This is a genomic window from Azospirillum melinis (assembly GCF_013340935.1).
Lineage (GTDB): Bacteria > Pseudomonadota > Alphaproteobacteria > Azospirillales > Azospirillaceae > Azospirillum > Azospirillum melinis.
This window is the reverse complement of record NZ_WHOS01000024.1, coordinates 85,272-104,519: the sequence shown is the minus strand read 5'-3', so window position 1 is coordinate 104,519 and position 19,248 is coordinate 85,272. Positions and strand designations below refer to the sequence as shown.

Genomic DNA, 19,248 nt, shown 5'->3' with positions numbered 1-19,248 from the left:
CCCCTCCCCTGCCCCCATCACCCAGACGCGAGACAGAGGCACACCATGATCCTTCTCACCGGCGGCACAGGCTTCCTCGGCGGTTCCTTCTACCTCGACGCCGTGCAGAACGGGTCCGCGGCGGACTGCCTTCTGCTGATCCGCGGCGCCGACGAGGCCGCCTGCCGCGCCCGTCTCGCCTCCAACCTCGCGCGCTGCGTCGACCGCGCCACGGCCGATGCCTATGCCGGCCTGTGCCAGATCCTGCCGGGCGACCTGCAATCGCTGGCGACCAGCACCGACCCGCGGCTGGACGCGGTGACCCATATCGTCCATGTCGCCGCCGACACCTCCTTCGACAGCCGCCATTCGGTCTGGCAGATCAATGTCGACGGCACGCTGGCGCTCGCCGCCCGCGCCCGCCGGATGAAGCATCTCCAGCGCTTCCTGCACATCGGCACCGCCTTCTGCTGCGGCGAGACGCCGTGGCTGGAGATGGTGAGCGAGGCCCCGGCCCCCGGCCACGACACGCCGCACATCGTCGAGTACACCCGCAGCAAGGCCGCGGCCGAGCGCGCTCTGGCCGCCGGCTTCCCCGACCTGCCGATCGTCGTCTGCCGCCCGTCCATCGTCGTCGGCCACACCCAGCTTGGTGTGCGCCCCAGCGCCAGCATCTTCTGGTTCTTCCGTCTGGTCGACCGCACCGGCATCCTGCCCTGCTCGCCCGACGGCTTTATCGACATCGTGCCCGTCGACTGGGCGTCGGCCCGTCTGCACGACCTGCTGCGCAAGCCGGACCTGAAGCACAACCTCTACCACATCTCCGCCGGCCTCGGCAGCCGCACGACCTGGGTCGATTTCGAGGAAGCCTTCGCCAGCCACGGCCATGAGGGCACCCGCCCCTACAGCTTCTTCGACCCGAAGGGTCCGGAAGGCTGGAAGCCCTTCGACCGCGCCTATCGCCTGGCCTTCCCGCAGCGCGACATCCTGCACCGGACGATGGCCGCCGGCGGCCGCAAGTACCACCGCTTCACCGCCCAGGACATCGCCTTCGACAACAGCCGCCTGCTGGCCGAAGGCTTCGCCCCGCCGCCGCGCTTCGCCGACTATATCGGCGTCTGCCTGCAACAGCCGCGCACGACCGTCGAGGAGCAGTTCGTCGACGACGCCGCCAGCTTCGAGTTCGACGAGTCGCTGGCTCCCGCCAACGCCGCCGCCTGACGCACCAACGGGTCCGCCGGAAGAAACGCCATGCCGCTGCTTATCCCCACCCGCCTCGCCTCCAGCCCGATCCACGGGCTGGGTCTGTTCGCCGAGGGGCCGGTTGCGGCCGGCGTGCCGGTGTGGCGGTTCGATGCCCGCGTCGACCGCCTCTTCGCTCCCGACGATGCGCTGCTGGACGAGTTCCCCCAGCTTTCCCGGCTGGTGGATTTCCACGGCTGCGTGATCGACGGGGTCGGCGTCCTGCTGCCCGGCGACGACGCCCGCTTCCTCAACCATGACGACGAGCCGTCCATCGGCCGGGCCGACCCCGGCGACTGGCGGGTCTTCGTCACCCGCCGCGCCATCGCCGCCGGCGAGGAGATCACCTGCAACTACGAGGACATTTGCGCCGATGTCCGCGATGCGGGTGCGGCCAGCTACCTGTCCGCCAGCGATCTGTCCGGAGCGCCGGCATGAGGCCGCGCGCGTCGCATCACCCCCTGATGACCAGCATCGTCGAACCCGCCGCCCTGACTCCTGAGCGGCGGGCGGTGATGTTCGCCCTGCTCAGCGTCTGGTTCGAGGGCTACGGCGAAGAGTATTTCAACGAGGAGCTGGGCGACCTCGACCACTGCGTCCTGCAGGAGGATCCGGATACCGGCGAGCTGGTCGGCTTCGCCACGATCTACCGCCAGGAGGCGGAGATCGCCGGCACCGCCGTCGGCGCCTTCCACACCGCCCATTGCATTCTGGAACGGCGCTTCTGGGGGTCGAACGGGCTGGTGCGCGCCATGGTCGCCGAAATGGTCGGGCGGGCGCGCGCCGACCGGTCGGGGCGGCTCTGGTACTGGAGCTACAGCGCCGTCGGCTACCGCTCCTACCGCTACATGCCAATGCTGTTCCTCCGCCACACGCCCAGCGCGGACCGGACGCTCGACGACCTCGACCGGGCCTTGCGCGACCATATCGGCCGCGAATGCTTCGCGCACTACTACGATCCCGATACCGGGACGGTGGACTGGAAATGGCAGGGCTACGGCCTGACGGAGGAGGCCCGCGCCATCAGCGAGGCCAAGCTCGACAGCCCGGCGGTTGCCCAGTTCCGCCACCTCAACCCGCGCTGGGCCGACAGTGTCGAAATCCTCTGCCTCGCCCGCCTGACCGACGACAACCTCACCCCGTTCGGCCGCCGCTGGTTCCCCATTGCCCAGACGGCCTGACGCCTGACGCCCTTTCCCGGAATGACCATCCCGATGCGCCCGATGTCCCAGATCTCACTTCTCCGCACCGCAGCCCTGGCCGGCACCGCCACCGCCGCCCTTGTCGTCGCGCTTCAGGCCGCCCCGGCCCTTGCCGAGGCTGAATTCAGCCTGACCATCGGCGGCGATGCCTATTTCCAGGGCGCCTATGTCAGCCAGAAGCAGGACAGCGGGCTGCGCTCGACCGAATTCTCCAACCGCCTGCGTCTGACCGTCACCCCGTCGGCCACCACCGACAACGGGCTGACCTACGGCGCCCGGCTGCGTCTGGTCTCCGGCAACGGCGACCCCTCGGTGTCGAGCCGCACGGTGGAGAACGACCGCGCCTTCCTCTTCGCCAACGGGTCCTTCGGCACCATCCAGGCCGGCGTCATCAACGGGCTGTCCGACGAATACGGCATGATCGGCCCCAACACGGAGGGCATCGCCGGCAGCCCGGACAGCAACGGCATTCTGTTCCTCCACGGCTCGTCCACCTATGCCGCCCTGCCGCTGGCGGCGACCAGCCTGCGCACGCTGGTGTCCTACGACACCGGGACCAAGTTCATCTACATCAGCCCCAGCTTCGGCGGTTTGCAGGCCGCGGTGTCCTACACCCCGCGCACCGGCGATTCCAACACGTCGATCAACCGCCGCAAGGTGGATGCGCTTGGCGATGCGCTCGCCTTCCGCGACGTGGTCGAAGCGGGTGCCGCCTTCCAGAACAGCTTCGGCGACGTGACGGTGGAGGCCAGCGCCTTCTACCAGACCGGCAAGGCGGTGCGGCAGAGCGACGGCATCGCCAGCCAGTCCTTCGAGGATCTGAACTCGTTCCATGTCGGCGCCAATGTCGGCTACGGCCCGGCGAAGGTCGGCGTCAGCTACGCCTACAGCGGCGACAGCGGCTATGCCAAGGGGACCGCGCAGTCGCGCAACCAGCAGAACCTGATCGTCGGCGCCCAATACACCAGCGGCCCGCTGCTGTTCGCCGCCAACTACATGCGCGCGCTGGGCAACGACATGGCGACCATGACGACGCCGGCCAAGGCCGATGTCTGGCAGGGCGGCGTCACCTGGACCGTCGCCCCCGGCCTGACCACCGGGCTGGAGTATGACTATGTCCGCTCGACCCTGTCGGGCGCTGCGGCCAGCGGCGGCGACCTGACCGACCGCGCGCACATCCTGATGCTGGACACCCGTCTGGCATTCTAAGGGTCCGGACAAGCGCACCCTGACGGGCCGGCCCGAATGCCGGCCCGCCGGAACCCCCGGGAGCTTTCACCGCACTGCACGCCACGCATCGGACTCCGTTCCGTTCATCCCTTCGCAACCCGTTTTCGCGGCAATATATCTGTGGTAGAATCCACCCGCTGTTTATAAAGAAAAAAGATAATCAGGGGTTGGTGTGGATATGACCTGTCTGGAGCCGGCAATGCCGCCACTGGCGTCGCCGACGGCAAGCTTCGATCCGTCACAGCTCCTGGAATTGACTCAGAAGGCGCGGGAACCGCTTTACATCTTGCGGAACCGGGACGGCCGGTTGGGAGCTTCGAGCCTTCCCCCGGATCTTGCCGGCGGCGAGCTTCATCCCGTCGCCACCCTGCCGCCACTTTATCCGGAGTGGCTGGGCGACCGCGCTTTTCAGGAAACCCATGGTTGCCGCTTCGCCTATGTGGCCGGCGAGATGGCACGCGGCATCGCCACGCCGGCGATGGCGGTGGCCGCCGCCCGTGCCGGGCTGCTCGGCTTCTATGGCAGCGCCGGCCTGTCGCCGCAGCGCGTGCAGGAGGGGATCGCCGAAATCCACGCGGCCCTTGGCACCCGGGCGCCGAACTGGGGCGCCAACCTGATCCACAGCCCCAACGACCCTTCGCTGGAAACCGCCGTTTGCCGCCTGTTCCAGCAGCAGGGCGTGCGCCGCGTCTCGGCCTCCGCCTTCATGGCGCTGACGCCGTCGGTGGTCGAGCTGGCCGCCAGGGGGTTGAGCCGCGATCTGGCCACCGGTGCGGTCCGCCGCCTGACCCACATCTTCGCCAAGGTCTCGCGCGCCGAGGTCGCCCGCCAGTTCATGGCCCCAGCCCCGCAGCGCATGCTGGCCGATCTGGTCGCCCAAGGCCGCCTCACCGCCGGGGAGGCCGACCTGGCCTCCACCATCCCGGTTGCCGAGGACATCACGGTGGAGGCCGATTCCGGCGGCCACACCGACAACCGCCCACTCTCAGTCCTTTTCCCGATCATCCAGCGCCTGCGGGACGAGCTGGTGGCCGCCCATGGCTATGACCGCAACATCCGCGTCGGCGCCGCCGGCGGGCTCGGCACCCCCGCAGCCATCGCCGCCGCCTTCGCCATGGGGGCCGCCTATGTCGTCGTCGGCTCGGTGAACCAGTCGGCCACGGAGTCCGGTCAGCCGCTGTCGGTTCGCCGCATGCTGGCCGACCTGTCCAGCACGGACGTGACGATGGCACCGGCCGCCGACATGTTCGAAATGGGCGTGAAGGTGCAGGTGATGAAGCGGGGCACCATGTTCCCCTTCCGCGCCCAGCGCCTGTACGACCTGTATTGCCGTCATTCCGGCCTGGACGATTTGCCGGCGGCAGAGCGCGCGACCCTGGAACGCGACGTCTTCCAGGCTCCGCTGGAGGAGATCTGGCGCCAGACCCGCGAGCATTTCGCCGCCCGCGACCCGGCGGAACTGGCCCGGGCCGAGGCCGATCCCCGCCACCGCATGGCGCTGGTTTTCCGCTGGTATCTGTTCAACGCCGCGCGCTGGCCGATGCTGGACGATGCCGCCCGGCGCCACGACTTCCAGGTCTGGTGCGGCCCGGCCATGGGCGCCTTCAACGACTGGGTGAAGGGCAGCTTCCTGGAAGCCGCGGAGAACCGCAGCGTCGAACAGATCGCCCGCAACCTGCTGGAGGGCGCCGCCGTGGTGACCCGCGCCCAGCAGATGCGCACGGCGGGCCTGCCGGTCCCGGCCGCCGCCTTCACCTGGGTGCCGCGCCGGCTCGCCTGACCCGCCGGCACGCCGGTTTCGCCCCCCTGATCCTCCTTCCGAACCTCCGAGACGGCCTTGAAGAACCGCCATCCCATCGCAATCGTCGGCATCGGCGCCATGTTCCCCGGTTCCGGCACCACGCACGGTTTCTGGCGCGACATTCTCGCCGGACGGGATTGCATCGGCGACGTGCCGGCTACCCATTGGCTGGTGGAGGATTATTACGACCCCGATCCGACGGCGCGGGACAAGACCTATTGCCGGCGCGGCGCCTTCCTGCCGCCCGCCACGCTGGATCCGCTGGAGTTCGGCATCCCGCCCCAGGCGCTGGCCGCCACCGACACCGCGCAGCTTCTGGCGCTGATCGTCGCCAGGGAGGTGCTGGACGAGGCCTGCCGCTCCCGGTTCCGCGACATCGACCGCAGCCGGACCAGCATCGTGCTGGGCGTGGCCTCCGCCACCGAACTGGTCGGCACCATGGGGGCACGGCTGCAACGGCCGGTCTGGGTCAAGGCCCTGCGCGAAGCCGGCCTGCCGGAAGCCGAGGTGACCGCCCTCTGCGACCGCATCGCCTCGCAGTATGTGGAATGGCAGGAAAGCACCTTCCCCGGCGTGCTCGGCAATGTGGTGGCCGGGCGCATCGCCAACCGCCTCGACCTTGGCGGCACCAACTGCGTGGTGGACGCCGCCTGCGCCAGCTCGCTGTCGGCCCTGCTGATGGCGATGAACGAACTGGAGCTGGGCCATTCCGACATGGTCATCAGCGGCGGCGTCGACGCGCTGAACGACATCTTCATGTACATGTGTTTCAGCAAGACGCCGGCCCTGTCCAAGAGCGGCGATTGCCGGCCATTCTCCGACGCCTCCGACGGCACCATCGTCGGCGAGGGGCTGGGGCTGTTCGCCCTGCGCCGGCTGGAGGATGCCGAGCGTGACGGCAACCGCATCTATGCCGTCATCCGCGGCATCGGCTCGTCGTCGGACGGGCGCGCCACCAGCGTCTATGCCCCCCGCCCCGAAGGTCAGGCGGTCGCCCTGCGCCGCGCCTATGCCGACGCCGGCTACGGCCCGCGCAGCGTCGAGCTGGTGGAAGCCCACGGCACCGGCACCCGCGCCGGCGATCTGGCGGAGTTCACCGCCCTGACCCAGGTGTTCCGCGAAGCGGATGCGGAAACGGACTCCTGGTGCGCCATCGGCTCGATCAAATCGCAGATCGGCCACACCAAGGCCGCCGCCGGCTCCGCCGGTCTGCTGAAGGCGGCGCTGTCACTGCACCAGAAGGTTCTGCCGCCCACCATCAAGGTCGAGCGGCCCGACAGCCGTCTGAAGCTGGAAACCAGCCCCTTCTACCTCAACACCCGTGCGCGTCCCTGGGTGAAGGGCGCGGGACTGGATCGCGCCCCCCGGCGCGCCTCCGTCAGTTCCTTCGGTTTCGGCGGCAGCAACTATCACGTGGCGCTGGAGGAATATTCCGGGTCCCACACCGCTTCCCGCCTGTGGGCGGGCGGTGCGCTGGTGCTGGCCGGCGGTGCCGACGCGCAATCCCTTGCCGATGCCGCCCGCACCCTCGCCGAGCGCATGAAATCGGAAGGGCTGGAAGCGGTCGCCCGCGACAGCCGGATCGCCTTCGATCCCGCCGCACGCCATCGCCTCGCCATCGTCGCCGCCGACACCGCGCAGTTCGAGGCGCGCTTGGCGACGGCGCTGAGCCGGTCCGGTCCCTTTTCCACCCGCGGCATCCATCTGGCGGTGGGCGAAGCCACCGGCGGCAAGGTCGCCTTCCTGTTTCCCGGCCAGGGCAGCCAGTATGTCGGCATGGGCGCCGATCTGGCCGTCGCCTTCGATGAGGCGCGGGCCGTCTGGGATGCCCAGGCAGCGCTGCCCACCGCCCCCGGCCAGCCGCCTTTGCACCGCGTGGTCTTCCCGCCGCCCGCCTTCACCCGGGAGGAGGGCGACGCTCAGGATGCCCTCCTGACCCGGATGCTGCATGCCCAGCCCGCCATCGGGACGGCGAGCCTCGCCCTGCTGGCGGTGCTGGAGCGCGCCGGCCTCCGCGCCGATGCCGTCGCCGGCCATTCCTTCGGCGAGATCACCGCACTCTGCGCCGCCGGAGCCATCGACCGGCACACCGCCCTGACCCTGGCCGGCGAGCGCGCCCGCTGCATGGAGGCCGCTGCGGCCGGCAGCGACGGCGCCATGATCGCGGTGGCCGCCGGACGGGAGCGTGTCGCCCCACTTCTGCAAGGGCTGGACGTGGTGCTGGCCAACGACAACGGCCCGGAGCAGGTGGTCCTGTCCGGCGCCCGCGCAGCGGTCGAAAGCGCCGTCGCTTTGCTGGAGGCCGAGGGGCTGCGGGCCGTCCGCCTGAAGGTCGCCAGCGCCTTCCATTCTCCGGTGGTGGCAGCGGCGTCGAAGAGCTTCCGCAGCGTTCTTGAGAACACGCGGTTTGGCGCCGCCGCCATCCCGGTCTATGCGAATCTCACCGCTGCCCCCTACGGCGACAGCGAAACCCGCGACCTGCTGGCCGGGCAGATCGCCGGGACGGTCCGGTTCCGCGAAACGATCGAGGCGCTGTATGGCGACGGCGTCCGCACCTTCGTCGAGGTCGGCCCCGGCGCGGTGCTGACCGGTCTGGTGGCGCAATGCCTGGACGGCCGCCCGCATCTTGCCGTGCCGCTCGACCGGCGCGGTGCCGATGGCGTCCTCAGCCTGCTGGACGGGTTGGGCGCCCTGGCGGTGCATGGCGTGCGCCTGGATTTCGAAGCGCTGTGGGCTGGCTTCGCCGAGGAGCGCAAACCAAGAAAGCCGTCACCGGCCGCGGTCCAGATCTCCGGCGCCAATTTCGGCAAGATTTATCCGCCCCAGGGCGGTGCGGCCGCATTGCCCAAGCCCAACCCGCCGCGGCCCGTTCCCACGCCGGCCGTGCCAATTCCGGCCGCGCCTGCATCGTCGGCACCGGTCCAATCCACCGCCTTCCAGTCCCAGCCCATCGAAGAAGCCCAGATCATGGTCACGAACTCCCCCGCTCCGCAGCCGGCGCCCAACCCCGTCGCTACGGCGTCGGTGGAGACGATCTATCACCATGTCGCCGATGCCCACGCCGCCTTCCAGCGCGCCATCGCCGAGAGCCATCAGGCCCTCCTCGCCGTCGCCGGCCAAGCGATCCAGAGCCTCAGCGGCGTTCCGGCGCAGCAGCCTGCTTTCACCGCCCCGCCTGCGCCGATCATGCCGAGCGCACCGGCCATCGCCGCTCCGCAGCCAATGCCGGTCCTGGCTCCCGCCCCTGTGGCGGCACCCACTCCGCCGATGCACCGGCCGGCGCCGGCTCCAACGGTCCCGCAGCCTGTGGCCACGCCCAGGCCGCAACCGGTGGCAGTCCCCATTCCGCCTGCAGCCAGCGCCCGCGACACGGTTCTGGCGGTGATCGCCGAGAAGACCGGCTACCCGGTCGAAATGCTGAGCGCGGAGATGGAGCTTGAGGCCGGGCTCGGCATCGATTCCATCAAGCAGGTGGAGATTTTCTCGACACTGCAGGAGCGCATCCCGGCACTGGGCACTGCCGACATGCGCGAGTTGAACGCGCTGAAGACCATCGGCCAGATTCTTGCCATCGCCGCCGACGGCCGCGGCGGCAGTCCGGCCCCGGCGCCCGTCACGGCAGCGCCCGCAGCCGTGCCGTCAGTGACCGAACCGGCCGTGCCCTCCGTCGATGTCGGCAAGCTGTTCATGGGGCTGGTCGCAGAGAAGACCGGCTATCCCGTCGAGATGCTCAGCCCGGAGATGGAGCTGGAAGCCGGCCTCGGCATCGATTCCATCAAGCAGGTGGAAATCTTCTCGGCTCTGGTCGAACGGCTGCCGGACCTCGCCTCGGTCGAAATGCGCGAACTGACCGCGCTGAAGACCGTCGGCGCCGTGATCGCGCGCATCAGGGGCGACGCTTCCGCCGCCCCGCAGACGCCGCAGTCGCAGTCCCTGCCCGCGTTATCGTCCGGCACCCTGCGCACCTGCTCGGTGCTGGAGGACCGACAAGCCTCCGGAACCGACATGTTGCGCGGCCTGACCAGCATCGCCGTCATCCCGGATTCGGCGGGCGTCGCAGCCGAACTGGTGACGCTGCTGTCGGCCAGGGGCATCGCCGCCCGCCTCACCGAAGAGCCGGGCGCGCAGGACGACGGCGTGCTGTTTTTGGCCGGCCTCGACGGCGCCGATGCGGCGTCGAGCGCCGACCTGCACTGGCGCGCGCTTGCCGCCGCCAAGGCCGTCGCTCCCCGCCTGGGCGAGGCCGGCGGCGCCTTCGTCACCGTCCAGAATGGCCGGGATGCATGGCTCGGGCTCGGCGGCCTCGTCCTGACCGCCGCGCATGAATGGCCGGCGGCGCGGGTCAAGGCCATCGGCCTGGAGGCCGGAAGCCGCTCCGCCGCGGAACTGGCGCAAATCCTGGCGACCGAACTCACCACCGGCGACGGCGATGCCGAGTTGCGGCTGACCGCCGACGGCCGGCGTCTCGTCCGCACTCTTCGTCAAGAGGAAGCGGCGGACGGCCCGCTGCCGCTTCCCGAGGGTGCCGTGATCGTCGTCTCCGGCGGCGCCCGCGGGGTGACCGCGGTGGCGCTGGAGCAGTTGTCCCGCCACATCCGCCCGACCCTGGTCATCCTCGGCCGCAGCGACCCCGACGCCGCCCCGGTCCTGCCCGGCCTCGCCGGAAATTCCGACGAGACGGCGGTGCGACGGGCGGTGATCGCCGGCCCCGGTGCTGGCAAGCCGCCGCGCGAGATCGAGGCGACGGTCAGAACCATCCTCGCCGCCAACGAGGCCCGCGCCACGCTCCGCCGGCTGGAAGCGGCCGGCGCCCGCGTCCGCTACTGCCGCGCCGACGTACGCGACGCCGCCTCCGTCGCCCAGGCGCTGGCGACGGTCCGGGCGGAGGCCGGCCCGATTTCCGGCATTGTCCATGGCGCCGGGGTGCTGGCCGACAAGCGCATCGGCGACAAGACCCGCGACCAGTTCGACGCCGTCTTCGGCACCAAGGTGGACGGGATCGGCAACCTGCTGGAGGCGACCCGCCAGGATCCCGTGCGCGTCATCTGCCTGTTCTCCTCCATCGCGTCGCTGCACGGCAATGCCGGCCAGTGCGACTACGCCATGGCCAACGGCGTCCTGAACGCCGTGGCGCGGGCGGAGGCGGCGCGCCGCCCCGACTGCACGGTGAAGGCCATCGCCTGGGGGCCGTGGGACGGCGGCATGGTCGGACCGGCGTTGAAGCAGCATTTCCGCCGCCTGTCCGTCGGCCTGATCGCCCCGGACGACGGCGCCGCCTTCATGCTGCGCGAACTGTCCCAGCCCCCCGCCGGAAACCCGGTCGTTTCCTGCATCGGCCGCTCGGCATGAGCCGCGTCCCGCCCATCGCCATCGTCGGTCACGGCTGCGTGCTGCCGGGTGCCCTCAGCCCGGCGGAGCTGTGGCGGGCCGTGGTCGAGGGGCGGGATTTGCTGCGCCCGGTGCCGCCCGGCGTCTGGCGCGTCGACACCGCACAGGCCCTGTCGCCGCAGGCGCCGGAACGCTCGGCCACCGACCGCGGCGGCTATGTCCAGGGCTTCGATGCCGTCTTCGATCCCAGCGGCTTCGCCTGCCCGGCCGAGGATCTGGCCGGCCTCGACCCGCTGGTGCTCTGGCTGGTCCACTGCGGGCGCGAGGCGTTGCGCGAGGCCGGGCTGACCGTCGCCCTGCCGGAGCGGTGCGGCCTGATCGCCGGCAACCTGTCCTACCCCACCGCCAGCCTCAGCGCCTATGCCGAGGCGGTGTGGCTCGACCGCGAACGGCCCAACCCAGCCAACCGCTTCTCCTCCGGCCTGCCGGCCCGGCTGGCGGCCCGCGCGCTCGGCCTCGACGGTCCGGCCTTCTGCCTGGACGCCGCCTGCGCCTCCTCGCTCTACGCCGTCAAGCTCGCCTGCGACCAACTGCGCGACGGCCATGCCGACCTGATGATCGCAGCGGGCGTCAACCGCGGCGACGATCTGTTCCTCCACATGGGCTTCACCGCCCTCAACGCCCTCAGCCCGACCGGCCGCAGCCGTCCCTTCCACCGCGAGGCCGACGGGCTGATCCCCGCCGAGGGGGCCGCCTGCGTGGTGCTGAAGCGGCTGGACGACGCCGTGCGCGACGGCAACCGCATCCTCGGCGTCATCCGCGGCATCGGCCTGTCCAACGACGGGCGCAGCCGCGGCTTCCTGGTCCCCGATGCCGGCGGGCAGGAACGCGCCATCGCCGCGGCCTATGCCCAGGCCGGCCTCGGTCCGGAGGCGGTGTCTCTGGTCGAATGCCACGCCACCGGAACCGCGTTGGGCGACGCCACAGAGATCGCCAGCATGGGCCGGGTCTTCCAGGGGCTGGACGGCGTCCCCATCGGCTCGCTGAAATCCAACCTGGGCCACCTGATCGCCGCCGCCGGGCTGGCCGGCATGGTCAAGGTGATCCAAGCGATGGCGGCAGGCGTCCGCCCACCCACCCTGCATGCCGACTCCGCCCCGCTGGACGGCATCGCCGCCTCCCCCTTCCGCCTGCTGAACCGGGAGGAGCCATGGGAGGTCGACGGTCCCCGCCGCGCCGCCATCAGCGCCTTCGGCTTCGGCGGCAACAACGCGCATCTGATCCTGGAGGAATGGCAGCCCGCCACCCCGTCCGTGCAAGTGGCCGCCGTCCCGCCGCCGTCTCTGCGCGTTGCCGTCGTCGGGCTCGCCGTCGTCACCGCCGCGGACGATTTCGCCGCCGCCCTGGCCGCAGCCCCACCGACCGGGGACGGCCAGCGCGCCCTGGACAGCATCACGCTGGACCTCGCCACCGCCCGCGTCCCTCCCGCCGACCTGCGCCATGCCCTGCCCCAGCAGTTGCTGGCGATGAAAGCGGTGGCGCAGGCTGTTGCCGACGCTCCCCCCCTGGCGGCGGCCACCACCGGCGTGCTGATGGGCATGGGCTGCGATGCCGAGGTGGCGCGGCGCGGGCTGGGCGTGCGCCTTGCCGGCCTCTGCGATCCGGATGCCAGCGTCGAACTCGGCCCACCGCTGAACGCGGCCGGCGTCATCGGCACCATGCCGAACATCGTCGCCAACCGCTTCAACGCACAGTTCGACTGGCGCGGTCCAAGCTACTCGGTGTCGGCGGAGGAACTTTCGGGGCTCGCCGGGCTGCGCATCGCCGCCCGCGCCCTGGCGACAGGCGAACTGGACGCCGCGGTCGTCGGCGCGGTCGACCTGTCCTGCGAACCGGTCCATCGCAGCGCGCTAGCCGCCCTGCGCCCCGACCTCGCGACGGCCGGCGACGCCGCCGTCGCCCTGGTGCTGCGCCGGGTGGAGTGCGCCGAGGCGGCAGGGGAGCCGATCCACGCCATCCTCGACCTGTCCGAGGCCGGTGGCGCCGATGGCGCCGAATTCGTCCTCGCAGGCCCGCAGGGCGCCAGCCCGGTCACCCGCCGCTTTGGCCATGCCCATGTCGCGTCCGGCCTGCTGCATGTCGCCGCCGCCATCGTTGCCTGCCGCGGGCGCATGCAGCCCGCGGACGGCCCCGCCCGCCCCTGGCTGGGCGCCGGACCGTTGCGCACCCGTGTCACCGTCGAGGCGCTGGGCGGAGCCGCCGACAACCTGCTGGTCGAAAGCGGCGGCATCGTCCGGCCGGCCCTGCCTCCGCCCGCCATCCGTCTCCGCTGGTTTGCCGCCGGCAGCCGGGCCGAGCTGTGCGGGCGCATCCGGCGCGGCGAGGATGGCGGGCAAGGCCCCGTCCGCCTGTCCTTTGCCTGCCCATCCGGCCGGGAAGCCGACACCCTGTCCCGCGCGCTCGCCCTGGCCGAAGGCCGCGCGGCCGTCGCCGACGGCATCCATTTCCGGGAGCGGCCGCTGGGCGGCGCGCTCGCCTTCGCCTTCACCGGGGCCGCTGCGGCCTACAAGGGCATGGGCCGCGACCTGCTCCTGTCGATGCCCGACATCGGTCAAGCGGTCACACAGCGTTTTCCTGTCCTGGCCCATGCGGCGGAACGGCTCTATGGTTCCGCCGCCCCGCTCGACGCCATGGCGCAGTTGCAGACCTGTGCGCTGCTCTGCCAGACCCATGCGGAGGTCAGCCGCGGCGTCCTCGGCCTGCGGCCCCAAGCGATGCTCGGCCTGTCCTCCGGCGAGACCAACGCGCTGTTCACCGCCGGTGTCTGGACCGACATGGGCGCCATGTTCGCGGAGATCGACGCGTCGGGCCTTTATGGCCGTCATCTGACCGGCGACTGCCTCGCCGCATCCCAAAGCTGGGGACGGACGGGCACCGCGGACTGGCGCAACTGGCGCCTGCTCGCCCCCGTCGAGGAGGTCGAAGCGGCGCTGGCTGGCCTGCCCCGCGTCTCGATCACCATCGTCAACGCGCCGCAGGATTGCGTGATCGGTGGCGATGCCGAGTTCTGCCGGCAGGCTGTCGCCCGCCTCGGCACCCACCGTGCGCTGCCGCTCGGCCAGGACATGGTGGTGCATTGCGCCGAACTGGAGCCCTGCGCCCCGGTCTGGCGCCGCATCCACCGGCGCGCAACCACCCCGCCCGAGGGCGTCGCCCTTTACGCGAACGCCTTCGCCCAAGCCTATCCGCCGTCCATCGAGCTGTGCGCCGAGGCGCTGACCCGGCAGGCGGTGGAGCGGGTGGACTTCCCCCGCACCGTCCACCGCGCCTATCACGACGGCGTGCGCATCTTCGTCGAGCATGGCCCGCGCAACGCCCTGACCCGCTCCATCGCCGCGATCCTGTCCGGCCGCGACCATCTGGCGGTCAGCCTCGACCATCCGGGCCGCGCGCCGCTGGAGCAGTTGGCCCATGTGGCGGCCGAACTGTTCACCGCCGGTCTGGATCCCGCCATGGCCGAGGTCGCCCGTCGCCTGGAGCGTCCGGTTGCGGCACCGCCGGCCCAACCCCTGACCTTCCCCGCCCCTGCCGCCCCCCTGGTGGGGACGCTCGGGCAACAGATGCACCCCGCGCCGCCCCTGCCGCCGGTCGCCGGCCTTCCGCCCCCCGATCTGGCCGCCCGCCGCCCCCTGGACGCAGTGCCGGAGCAGGTCGCGTCCGAAACGGTGTCAGCGCACGTCCCGCCGGCCGATAGCCCGATTGCCCGCATCCTCGCCCGCACGGCGGAGCTTCACACCGGCTACCTGACCATCGCGTCGGACCTGCATCGGACCTACCTGCACGGCTTCGGTGTGTCGACATCGCAGCCGACCACAAGCGCCCTCTCCCGCCCCGGGAGAGGGAGGGGACCCACCGAAGGTGGGGAGGGTGAGGGGCAGGGCGAGAATCAAGGAGCGCATGGTTCCTCGGATCACCCCTCACCCTTCCCGCCGCTGCGCGGCGGGCCCCTTCCCTCTCCCGGGACGGGAGAGGGAGCGCTTCCCCCCCTTTGGACCCGCGCCCAGTTGGAAACCCTTGCCTCCGGCAAGGTCTCCGAAATCTTCGGCCCGCTGTTCGCACAGCAGGACGGCTATGCGCGTCAGGTCCGCATGCCGGAACCGCCGCTGCTGCTGGTCGACCGCGTCGTCTCCATCGCCGGCGAGCCGGGCAGCATGGGCCAGGGCTCCATCGTCACCGAGACCGACGTCACGGCCGACGCCTGGTATCTGCACAACGGCCGCATGCCGGTGGGCATCGCCATCGAATCCGGGCAGGCCGACCTGTTGCTGGTCTCCTGGCTGGGCGCCGATTTCCGCAACAGGGGCGAACGCGTCTACCGCCTGCTCGGCTGCGAGATGACCTATCATGAAGGTGGTCTGCCCACGGTCGGCGATACCCTGCGCTACGACATCCACATCGACGGCCATGCCCGCATGGGCGAGGTCGGGCTGTTCTTCTTCCATTACGACTGCCGCATCGGCGACCGGCTGGTGCTGTCGGTCCGCAACGGTCAGGCCGGTTTCTTCACCGACCGGGAACTCGCAAACTCCGGCGGCGTGCTGTGGAGCGCCGAGGAGGATCGGCCCAGGGACGGTGCCCGCCTCGACCCGCTGCCCTGCCCGTCGCGCCACCGCTCCTTCACCGCCGAACAGCTCGACCTCTGGACCGCCGGCCGGGCCTTCGCCTGCTTCGGCGCGGGGTTCGAGCTGGCCGGCAGCCACCAGCGCACCCCGGCCATCCCGCAGGGCCGCATGCGCCTGATCGACAGCGTGACCGTCTTCGAGCCGCAGGGCGGTCCCTGGGGCCGCGGCTATCTGCGCGCCGAAAGCGATGTGCCGGCCGATGCGTGGTTCTATGCCGGCCATTTCAAGAATGACCCCTGCATGCCCGGCACCCTGATGGCCGAGGGCGCAGTGCAGGCGGTGGCGACCTTCATGGCGGCGGGCGGCTTCACCATCGGCCGCGATTCCTGGCGGTTCGAACCGGTGCCCGACGAGCCCGCCCGCTTCGTCTGCCGCGGGCAGGTGATCCCCGACGCCGGCCATCATCTGGTCTACGAGGTCTTCGTCGAGGAGATCGAGGACGGGCCGACGCCCATCGTCCGCGCCGCCCTGCTGTGCAGCGCCGACGGCTTCAAGGTCTTCCATTGCCGCGCCTTCGCGGTGCGGCTGGTGCCCGACTGGCCGCTCGGCCAGGGCCGCCACGCCCTGCCGGCACGGCTGGAGGCGCCGCGCATCGTCGGCACCCGCGGTGACGTGCGCGGCGATCAAGAGGCGCTGCTGGCCTGCGCCTGGGGGGCGCCGTCCGCCGCTTTCGGCAGCATGTATGCCCGCTTCGACGCCGGCCGGGTGCCGCGCCTGCCGGGGCCGCCCTATCACTTCATGACCAGCGTGGCGTCGGTGAACTGCCCGGCCGGGGAGCCGACCGTCGGCGGCACCATCCTCGTCGATTGCGCGGTGGAGCCGGACGCCTGGTATTTCGCCGAGAATGCCGCCCCGGTGATGCCATTCTGCGTGCTGATGGAGGTGCTGCTCCAGCCCTGCGGCTGGCTGGCGTCCTATATGGGCTTCGCGCTCGCCTCCACCGAGGATCTGGCGATCCGCAACCTGGACGGCGACGACGCCCGCGTCTTTGCCGAGGTGACGCCCGCCGACGCCTGCGTCCGGACCGAAGCGACGCTGACCCGTTTCTCCCGCGCTGGCGGCATCACCCTGATCGCCTTCAAGGTCCGCGCCTGGGTGGACGACCGGCCGCTGATGGATCTGGAGACCGCCTTCGGCTTCTTCGCCGCTGCGGCCCTGGCGAAGCAGAACGGCCTGCCACCCCTGCCCGATGATACTGCCCGCGGCATTCCGCCGGCGACGCCGCCCACCGAACCCCGACGCATCAGACTGGCGGAGGGCAAGCTGCGCATGGTGGACGAGGTCACCGGCTGGTGGCCGCAGGGGGGAGCCGCCGGACTGGGGCTCGTCCGCGGCCGGCAGGCGGTCGATCCGGAATCCTGGTACTTCAAGGCCCACTTCTTCCAGGACCCGGTGCAGCCCGGCTCGCTGGGTGTCGAGGCGCTGCTGCAATTGCTGGAACGCGCCATGCTGCTGGCCGGGCTCGACAGCGAAATGCCGTCGCCCCGTTTCGAGGGTGCTGCGCTGGGCGAACCGCTGCGCTGGAAATATCGCGGTCAGGTCGTGCCGACCAACCGCACTGTCTCCACGGAAATCGAGATTGTGCGGATCGAGCGTGACGAGCGCGGCATCCTCGCCGTTGCTCGCGGCAGCCTGTGGGCGGACGATCTGCGCATCTACGAGGTGGACGGCCTCGCCGCCCGCCTCGTGCCCAGCGGTAATGGGCCCAGCGGCGATGAACCGGGGAACCTCCGCCTGGATCTGAACAGGGCTCCCTGGCTCGGCGACCACCGCCCCACCCACACCGCTCCGGCGGTTCCGCTGACCTGCCTTGCCGACGCCATGGCTGCCGCCGTGCCGGGCGGGCGGATCGTGGGTCTTGAGGATGTGCGGGTTCAGCGCTGGGTGACGGTGCCGGTGACGCTGCGCCCCGAAACGGAGCCGGACGGCCGCGTCACCCTGCGGGACGGCGGCGCGGCCGTGGCGACCGGACGGGTGATCCGGGAGGCGGATTGGCCGGTTCCGCCGCAGCCCTTCGCCCTGCTGGACGATACGCACCCCTCCCCCTGCCCCTACAGCGCCGGCGAGCTGTTCCACGGACCCGCCTTCCAGATCCTGAGCGACCTGCGCACCGGCCCGCGCGGTGCGTCCGCCACGCTCGACGCGGCCAAGGCGGCGCGGGTGCCGGGGCTGATCGGCCCGGCGCTGCTCGATGCCGGACTGCACGCCATGCCCCGCCATGCGCCCGAATTCTGGTGGGGTGACAGGGCGGCCGGGATGCTGGCTTATCCCAGCGCCATCGAACGGCTGAGCCTGTTCGGCCCGACGCCGCGTGACGGCCTGATCCGCATCGAGGTGCGCGCGCTGCCGCTCGACGGTCAGCTCGACGGCCAGGGCCGCGCCCGCTCCCGCCTGCAATGGCTGGCCGGCGGCCGGGTTTGGGCCGAGATGGAACTGGCCGACGTGCTGTTCCCCAAGGGCGCACTCGGCAAGGCCCCAGCCCTGGCCCGTCAGGCCTTCCTGCGTGACCGCCAGACCGCTCCCGGAGTGCGGCTGTCCCGGTCGGAGGACGGCATCACCAGCCTGAACGGCCGCGAGGTCGCAGCCAGCAACTGGCTGCCGGGAACGCTGGAAACCATTTACGGCGTGTCCGGCAACCCCGCCGAGATGGCCCGCGCCATTGCCGCCAAGGAGCATGCCGCCGCCCATCTCGGCGTCCACCCCGGCACCGTGACGGTCGAGGCTGGCATCGCCCGCTGCCCGGCAGCACCCCTCACCCCGGTTCCGCTGTCGATCACGCAGGAGGGTGCCGACTGGCTGGTGGGCGGTACGGCCTCCGCAGCCCCCGACCTCGCCCCGCTGCAACGGTTCTGGCGCTCGCATCTGGGGACCGGCGACTGGCCGGTGGAGGATCTGTTCCTGGCGCTGGCCGGCGAGTTCGTCGGACAGGTCCGCGTGGCGGCTCCCGACCAGCTCGCCCGCATCGGCCAGCGCGGCGCGCTGTTCCTCGGCAACCATCAGGTGGCGGTGGAGTCCCTCACCTTCGCGCTGGTCGGCGCAGCCCTGACCGGCCGGCCGATCCTGACCGTCGCCAAGGCCGAACACCGCGACACCTGGCTCGGCCGCCTGCTGACGCTGAGCGGCAGCGCTCCCGAACTTCGCCTGCCGCCCATGATGATGCTGTTCGACCGCGAGGATCCCGCCGCCATGCTGGGGCTGATGGAACAGGCGCGCACCGCGGTGACGCGGGACGGGCTGTCCATCATGGTCCATGCCGAGGGCACGCGCTCGCTCTCCTGCCGCACGCCGGTCACCCGCCTGTCGGGGGTCTTCCTCGATCTGGCGGCGCGGCTGGAAATCCCCATCGTCCCCGTCCGCTTCGCCGGCGCCCTGCCGGTGGAGCCGGCAACCGAACGGCTGGACTTCCCCCTCGGCTTCGCCCGCCAGGACATCCACATCGGCCGGCCGCTGTGGCCGGAAGACCTGGCGAGTCTGCCGCTGGCGGAGCGCAAGAGGAGGGTGCTCGACGCCATCAACGGGGTCGGCCCCGCCTTGGCCGACGAGGAGCCCAACCAGCCGCGCCCGGCATTCGAAACAAGGGCGAAGGCGCTTGCCACAGAGTGCGGGCTGTCCCCTCCCCTGGCGGCGGCAGTGCAGGCCGTATTGAACGCAATTCCGGCCGACCGACCGCTGGGTCGCCTCGCCCGCCGGATCGCGGCGGGCGAGGCCGGCGACGAGAGCGACCCGTGGCTGTCGGCACTCTCCCGCTGGTTCCGGGCCGGATGATCTGGCCTCAGAAAACCGG

7 protein-coding genes are annotated in these 19,248 nt (G+C 71.3%); all 7 read left to right on the top strand.

Translation table 11 applies throughout. The features are described from left to right. The first annotated feature begins 45 nt into the window (after nucleotides 1–45). Nucleotides 46–1,200, top strand: coding sequence for an SDR family oxidoreductase (locus GBZ48_RS18940; protein WP_174472413.1), 1,155 nt, complete (start codon nucleotides 46–48; stop codon nucleotides 1,198–1,200). Nucleotides 1,201–1,230: 30 nt separating this feature from the next. Then, the gene (locus GBZ48_RS18935) at nucleotides 1,231–1,659 is read left to right on the top strand and encodes an SET domain-containing protein (protein ID WP_174472412.1); all 429 of its coding nucleotides are present in this window, start codon (nucleotides 1,231–1,233) and stop codon (nucleotides 1,657–1,659) included. Continuing rightward, on the top strand, nucleotides 1,656–2,402 hold the full coding sequence (locus GBZ48_RS18930) for a hypothetical protein (RefSeq protein ID WP_174472411.1): 747 nt from the start codon (nucleotides 1,656–1,658) through the stop codon (nucleotides 2,400–2,402). Before GBZ48_RS18935 ends, GBZ48_RS18930 begins: the two co-directional genes overlap by 4 nt. Before the next feature lie 42 nt (nucleotides 2,403–2,444). Further along, nucleotides 2,445–3,632, top strand: a complete 1,188-nt coding sequence (locus GBZ48_RS18925; RefSeq protein WP_174472410.1) for a porin — start codon at nucleotides 2,445–2,447, stop codon at nucleotides 3,630–3,632. 328 nt (nucleotides 3,633–3,960) lie between these two features. Further along, nucleotides 3,961–5,433 (top strand): PfaD family polyunsaturated fatty acid/polyketide biosynthesis protein, encoded by a 1,473-nt coding sequence (locus GBZ48_RS18920; protein WP_246307295.1) that lies wholly within the window; start codon nucleotides 3,961–3,963, stop codon nucleotides 5,431–5,433. A 57-nt stretch (nucleotides 5,434–5,490) separates the two neighbouring features. After that, nucleotides 5,491–10,803 carry a type I polyketide synthase gene (locus GBZ48_RS18915; protein ID WP_174472408.1) on the top strand — a complete coding sequence of 1,771 codons (5,313 nt, stop codon included), beginning with the start codon at nucleotides 5,491–5,493 and terminating at the stop codon, nucleotides 10,801–10,803. Beyond that, entirely contained in the window at nucleotides 10,800–19,229 is an 8,430-nt protein-coding gene (locus GBZ48_RS18910; RefSeq protein ID WP_174472407.1) for a beta-ketoacyl synthase N-terminal-like domain-containing protein, read from the top strand. Before GBZ48_RS18915 ends, GBZ48_RS18910 begins: the two co-directional genes overlap by 4 nt. Nucleotides 19,230–19,248 lie beyond the last annotated feature (19 nt).

What these genes read in the sequence shown, in the direction of transcription:
- GBZ48_RS18940 (WP_174472413.1), top strand. Translation starts at nt 46, where the DNA reads ATGATCCTTCTCACCGGCGGCACAGGCTTCCTCGGCGGTTCCTTCTAC.
- GBZ48_RS18935 (WP_174472412.1), top strand. Translation starts at nt 1,231, where the DNA reads ATGCCGCTGCTTATCCCCACCCGCCTCGCCTCCAGCCCGATCCACGGG.
- GBZ48_RS18930 (WP_174472411.1), top strand. Translation starts at nt 1,656, where the DNA reads ATGAGGCCGCGCGCGTCGCATCACCCCCTGATGACCAGCATCGTCGAA.
- GBZ48_RS18925 (WP_174472410.1), top strand. Translation starts at nt 2,445, where the DNA reads ATGTCCCAGATCTCACTTCTCCGCACCGCAGCCCTGGCCGGCACCGCC.
- GBZ48_RS18910 (WP_174472407.1), top strand. Translation starts at nt 10,800, where the DNA reads ATGAGCCGCGTCCCGCCCATCGCCATCGTCGGTCACGGCTGCGTGCTG.